Origin of the sequence: Bartonella sp. AA97HXZ (genome assembly GCF_042196985.1) — a bacterium.
In the GTDB taxonomy this organism is placed as follows: Bacteria; Pseudomonadota; Alphaproteobacteria; order Rhizobiales; family Rhizobiaceae; genus Bartonella.
In genome coordinates this window covers 1-6105 of record NZ_JBHIRC010000033.1, presented here as the reverse complement: position 1 = coordinate 6105, position 6105 = coordinate 1, and the positions used below count along the sequence as shown (strand labels likewise).

The following is a 6105-nucleotide window of genomic DNA, read 5'->3' as shown; positions in this document are numbered from 1 at the left end:
GTAGGGAAAGAACGTATAGGTATGTAATTTACGCGCATAAAGGCTTTGTAGGAATTAGATCTAAACTCAGATTCTCTCTCTTTAGGGAGTTAAGACTTGTATTTTTATCATAATGACTAGCTTCTCCATCATAATATTTCTTCACGAGAGCTTTCCAAAAATAGTACACTAGCTAGTTTGTTCTTAAAAAAAATAATCAAGGCAATACTTTTGCACCATCCTCATTCGCCATCCTTAAGGGCGGCTTTTTCATTTACAGAAATTGCCCACTGACTTTAGAAGCGGAGCCTAGAAACGTGGGGAAGAGGAACACCATAGAGCGGTGTGACTACTCATGTTGTCATGCTATAGAAATATTTGGTTTTGTAGGGTAGAAGCAGCCACTCCCCTTTAATGCCTAAAAAGCATTAAAAATGGCACGAGAAAATGCTGGTAGTCGTGATATGGTTTTTATTATGGCTGATCCATGAGCTCTAAGATATAAATTGAGAGGGAATGGGCGGCATTAAAAGTTAAACGCGCATGGCGAGGCTTGAGATTGATTAGTTCAAAATCCTTTTCTGAGCGGCCATGCGCTGCACTTTTCTTGTTCCTTAAATTCATAGTACCACTAACGATTCTGGATAGACCGGTTGCGATCATTCTTAAGTCATTTTTATCTAGATCTTGATTTTTTAAGTTTTTTTGCTTTATATCATCAGTATGAATCTTAGCCTTCTTAGCAACTTCTTTCCATAAAGCGTACAGCTTATTATGGGCATTTTCTTCATATAGGATAGAATGGTGGTCGAGATAAGCTTTGCAAGAGGCTTCCAACAGATTTGCTGCAAATAGAACTGCCTCCCTTGGATCTTTTTCTATATTTTCTAATGCCCTATTTATTTCGATTTCTACTGCTGAAAGTTCTTTCTCTGCAATAAGTTTTTTTAGCTCTTCCATCGAGAGGAGACCAGCTTTTTGCAATTCTTGTGTGAAGGTTAGCTCATTCTTGATAATATATCCTCCACGCTGATATTCTAATCCATCTTTCTTTAACGGTTTCTAAAACTTTACGTTGATCTTCTTTAAGCTGTTGTAGCATTTGATCTTCTGGTATGTCTTGAAATATGAATCCGACTAACTTATGAAACTCGCTGTCCAAAAAATCACCAAGCAGGGGACCAAGGACTTCAAGCGGTTTATTGCATTCTACATTGATTGTATCTAGTCGTTTCTTAATCTTGACTTCATCATCATCACTTCGATACTCATGAGGAGCAGATGGTGTATAAAAAAATAAGGCATCCAAATTCTCTGGCCAATAGTACTTTGGTAATATTTGAGAGAGTATCCTAATTGTTGCAGGAGGGATTTTGTTTTTCTGAGATATTTTTTGCGGAGATGATAATTGCATTTTATGGCTTTATAATATCAAAAAGTGGTATGTTGAGTGGTTTTTAGAGTATGATTTTATTGCCTGACCTTGTATAGAAGGTCGCGCAACAATTTTGTGGCTTATATAAGATTTGTGAAAGATAAATGCCATATTGTGTTTTATTTTTTCTCCTTTCATTGTTATAACAGTGAAGGGGGAATAATGTGTGATAATTCGAAAAATATAGAATGAGAACAGAAGTATAATTTTGTATTATCGTAACTGCAATAGCATTCTTTATTGGCAGATTGTTTATTGGAGAGAAGGAAGTAGGCAATGCGCATAATCCCTGAACGGAAGGTTTTGTGACAAGAATTTCAATAATGGCATGTTACTAAATGTTGTGTGTGTTCTTTGCTTGTCAGAAAAAGTAGATGGCGCTCTTTATTTGCATAACCGGTATCGAGTAATGAGTAATGCGGGAGGCTAGTTTAAAATCTCGTTTATTCCGTTAAAGCTTACTGTTTTCTATAAAAAGACTGTTTTCATGATATCCGCTGTTAATCTCGCGTATTTGGTAGAGATGAAAATATAAACGTTTATTGTGTCTGTAAGGGAGCTTGAAGCAATGAAGTTATGTGTAAAAGAGTTCTGAAAAGCTTCTTTTGTCCGTAAAACTTATAAGGAAAATTTAAAGGCAGGAAAATGTTAGAGAAATCTAAGAGTACGCTGTGAAAATCAAGAAACAGTCTTTTTAGAGATGGTTTGCTGTCTGTCATCGTGCTTCATGATTTTCAATGTTTTTAAAATTTCTTTCTCAATGAGAGAGGGCTTTTTTATTAAAGCGGGGGAGATTTGTTATGACAGTTAACAATGAAATGGAGAGAAGATGCTGCTTTACCAGCTGTTTTTGTCGCTTCAGTTTCATTTGAACCTATTGTGATTATGAAAGCATAGTGATTCAATGACTTTGAAAAGGGAGGAATAACATTATCAAGTTTGCAATACAGTGCGATTTTTTGCATCGCGATGCGTGGCAGAAGATGGTCAGCATTTGGGGGCATTGTGGGTTCTATATTCTATGCTGGTTCTGTAGGGCGTCTGTTAGCGCATTTATGGAACTATTCCGCATTGAAACGCGTGCTTAATTTCGTGGATCTTTGCAAAGGTCTGATCAGAAAATCCCATATTTCAAGAGGTTTTTAGAGGGATCTAAAAGCACAGAGGTATCATAAAATTACAAACACCGTACGTTACTGGAGGTGATCAATTTTAGAGCTTAAGGAGCTTATCGATTTAGTGTTCTTTCATAAAAATGATGAAGGCTATGGTCAAGGTCTCAGTGTGTTGGTTTCTCGAAAAGTGGTAAATGCTGTATGATTTTATAAGCTATTGCCAATGTTATGGCTAGGGAGTTCAAATAAAGCATATCATAAATCGGAATTCTTCTCTTTACGCGATAAGAGGAGGGCTAGGCAAAACAGTAAAAATGCAGCGATAGAGAATATGAAGAATACGATATATGTTTGGTTTAAGGACAGGGATTTTTCTGTCAGCGAATGGATCAAAAAGCCAGCGAATATACCCCCTAAGGCACCACCTATTTGCTGTAATATGCGTGTGATAACGGCTGTATCTTTGACATATAAACTGTTGACATATTGGATGGGGGCGGAAAGGCAGACAATGGTGGCGATGCCAAATCCTATGCCTCTTAGCAAGAATCCAAGTCCATCCATGCTTATATTATAGCCAAAACATAATAACCCAAAGCTTGATATCACTAAACCAATTCCTATCATGAAAAAGGGAGATTTTTCTTTCCATTTTTGGTAAATAAATTTCCTTCCGATCCATGCTCCTACCCCTTGCAGAGCAAGGAGGGCACCGATGATGAGAAGGCTATTTTCATGGGCTTGTTCCATGGCAACGGCTAGTGGGAAATAAACGAGGAAGCTATAAAAAAGAAATGAAGCAACAAGCCCCATGATCATGAGTAATGTGTAGCGCGCATTTTGAAATCCGCTAAAGACGATTAATTTGTTTTTTGCTTTCTGATTAGAAACAATGAATAATATGAGAGATATCATGGCTATAAGCGCTAGGATAAAGAGGGCGTTGTGGTTATTGATGTTTCTGGCTTCTGTGAGGTAAAAAAACGAAAGAAGGGAGATGGAAAACGCTAAAAATGCAAATAAGTTAAATTTTGTTTTTGTTGTTTCGTTGCTCTTTAAATGTTTTGCTCCAAGGGTGAGTGCCAATAAAATAAGCGGAATATTGATAAAAAATAACAAACGCCAAGACACATACTGAGCAAGCGAGGCGCCTACCAGCGGACCAAAGGCAGGAGCGAAAACTGTTGGTACGGCTATGGTGCCCATGGCTTGGCGCACTCGTGTCTGTCCAAATTGTAAGGCAATGATGGTTTGGCTAAGGGGCAGCAAAAGACCGGTCCCAAAACCTTGAACGATACGGGCAGATATAATAGTTGGAAAACTATAGCTTAATCCTACCCCCAGTGATCCAAGCATAAAAATGAAGCTTGCAAGAAACCAAGTGCTTTTGATACCTATTCTTCCTTGCACAAAAGCGGACATTAGCAGCCCTGGAACGGTGGCTAGAAAATAGGATGTTACAATCCATTGTATATTATTTCCTTCCACGGAAAAATAATGCGCAAGGTCCGGAAGGATGATATTAACAATGCTCCCGTCCAGCAGAGGAAGTATGCTGGAAATAATTACGGTATATATGACATACTTTTCTGATTGAGTGTAGGAATCTCTCTTTTGCATTATTATGCCCCCTGTTGATATTCTTTAAAATATTGTCCCCGCCCCATTCACAGACTTTTAAAAATTAACACGTGTTTGTGATATCTGCGGCTTTGATATTGGAATGAATATGATTGGAAGTGCTGATGGTCCCCTTGTATACAATCCCTCTTCCTCCAAAATAAAACCATCGGTTAAGTTGATCTTAATGAGTTTATCGAGGAGTCTGTTTACTGTCAATTCACTCTGTATGAGAGCAAAAGCAGAACCTACACGAGACGTGCATGCCTGCTCCATTTGCATTTATTATTTAACATGGAAAATGTTAAAATCTTTATAAATCAAATTATTGACTTAAAAATCCAATGTTTGTTTATAGATCATTTTTTATGCTTAAATGATTGTTTGGGTGTCAAATGTATTCTCAATAGCTTATAATTTTCTTTTCTTAAATGTGCAGCCTTTTCTGGAAAATGTTCAACAATCTCTTGATTGTTTAATAAAAATTAAAATCGGTTATAAGGAAGGGCTTGTAAATTATAGAGTAGGAAAAAGGTGCATTTTATAAACAACAGGGGAGGGTTGTTTCCATAGCCAAAACATTTTTTCAAGTTGTTATGGTATTTTTTTGAAGTGCTTGATCGATAAAAGTTTGATAATTATCAGAAACAATATATTGGGTATTTTCTCCCAAAACTTTGAAATGTTCATGACCGCAATGGATTTTTGCTTTTTCCAGAACGCGCAACATGTCTTCGAAAATACTTCTTTTGCTTTCCACAACAAAATACAGTTTTTCTTGCCCATTTTGCTCGAATAATACAGTCCAATCGGGAGTATATGATCCAAGAGATGTATCAATTTTAAACCATTTAGGCAGTTTCGCATAAACTTTAATCTTATCGTTTTTTTCAAATGATTGTGCAAAATTGAACTCAATATCTGAATCATAAATACATGATCATAAGTTGATTTATCAGTTTTTGTCATATTCTTTTATAAAACAATTTGCTTTTATATTTATTAAAATGCATTTTCTATTTTATTTTTTCATATAATTAGCCAATGAAGTTTTTGCTCTAATATCGCAATTTGTAAAAGACTATTTTGGTCATTCAATATGAAACTTTTTATGTCGGTTTCTTGTATTGAAAGCAATGGTACGATTTTTGATATCTGTATAAAATATTTACAAAAAAAATTTAATAACGCATGATTATAGAATTTTGTTCTTTGTTTGAAGCATGTACAGTTAAACCATTATTTATTTGATACATTTAATCTAGAATGTAAATTTTGTTCGTATCCTCAAACTAAAATACTGGTATTGAAGTGGTGAGAGTGTTGCTTTGTTGAGAATAGATAATTTGGTAGGTTGGTATTCCCTTTGTATCAGAGAATTCAACTTATTCTCTCATATTGTGCGTGGATGAAATGTTAACCGCATAATGCTCCCTCTTACATGAGATGTAAGATTGATATGGTTTCCATATTGAGAAAAGTTGTTGATCGTAGAGGAATATTTTTTTGCGAAATTTGTTTGGCTTAAATGGAAAAAATAGAGCAAGAGTCGCATATTTGTTATGCTGTAATGGCATATATATAATCGATGGAGTCAACACTTCATTTAAGAAGTTTTTTAAAGGAAAAACATAAAAAAATAGAATTATTGAAAAAAATCTTTTATTTTGCAGCTTGTTTCTCACGATTATAAAAGCTTCACGTGGATTTTGAAAATTCTTGTTGTGTTGAAAAGCATACAAAAATCAAGAAAATTTTGCAAAAAAGCTGCACTATGCGTGCAGCTTTTTATGTATTTGCTTTAAAGGTAGACAGGTAGATGTTTTAAAGCATGAAAGTGTCCTTACGGCTTCTATAACCATAATAGCCAAAAACACTCGAAATAATGGCGCCTACCAGACTTCCTAAAAAGCCCCACCACCCCATATTGGAGGCTGTTTTTGTGGCTTTAGTCGC

The 6105-nt window shown here is 35.7% G+C and carries 5 protein-coding genes and 1 pseudogene; all 6 read right to left on the bottom strand.

Annotated elements, in window-relative coordinates; all coding sequences use genetic code 11:
- Positions 1-453 precede the first annotated feature (453 nt).
- Entirely contained in the window at positions 454-939 is a 486-nt protein-coding gene (locus ACFINE_RS09020) for an abortive infection family protein (RefSeq protein WP_375621801.1), read from the bottom strand.
- Between the two features lie 43 nt (positions 940-982).
- On the bottom strand, positions 983-1393 hold the full coding sequence (locus ACFINE_RS09015) for a hypothetical protein (protein WP_375621800.1): 411 nt from the start codon (positions 1391-1393) through the stop codon (positions 983-985).
- 800 nt (positions 1394-2193) lie between these two features.
- Entirely contained in the window at positions 2194-2418 is a 225-nt protein-coding gene (locus ACFINE_RS09010; protein WP_375621799.1) for a hypothetical protein, read from the bottom strand.
- 366 nt (positions 2419-2784) lie between these two features.
- A complete protein-coding gene (locus ACFINE_RS09005) occupies positions 2785-4149 on the bottom strand; it encodes an MFS transporter (RefSeq protein ID WP_375621798.1) in 1365 nt (454 codons plus the stop codon).
- Positions 4150-4735: 586 nt separating this feature from the next.
- The gene (locus ACFINE_RS09000) at positions 4736-5026 is read right to left on the bottom strand and encodes a hypothetical protein (RefSeq protein ID WP_375621802.1); all 291 of its coding nucleotides are present in this window, start codon (positions 5024-5026) and stop codon (positions 4736-4738) included.
- A gap of 947 nt (positions 5027-5973) precedes the next feature.
- Positions 5974-6105, bottom strand: a pseudogene (locus tag ACFINE_RS08995) (DUF3792 domain-containing protein); the annotation flags it as partial.

Coding starts and splice junctions, on each gene's coding strand:
- ACFINE_RS09020 (WP_375621801.1), bottom strand. CDS start 939: ATGGAAGAGCTAAAAAAACTTATTGCAGAGAAAGAACTTTCAGCAGTA.
- ACFINE_RS09015 (WP_375621800.1), bottom strand. CDS start 1,393: ATGCAATTATCATCTCCGCAAAAAATATCTCAGAAAAACAAAATCCCT.
- ACFINE_RS09010 (WP_375621799.1), bottom strand. CDS start 2,418: ATGCCCCCAAATGCTGACCATCTTCTGCCACGCATCGCGATGCAAAAA.
- ACFINE_RS09005 (WP_375621798.1), bottom strand. CDS start 4,149: ATGCAAAAGAGAGATTCCTACACTCAATCAGAAAAGTATGTCATATAT.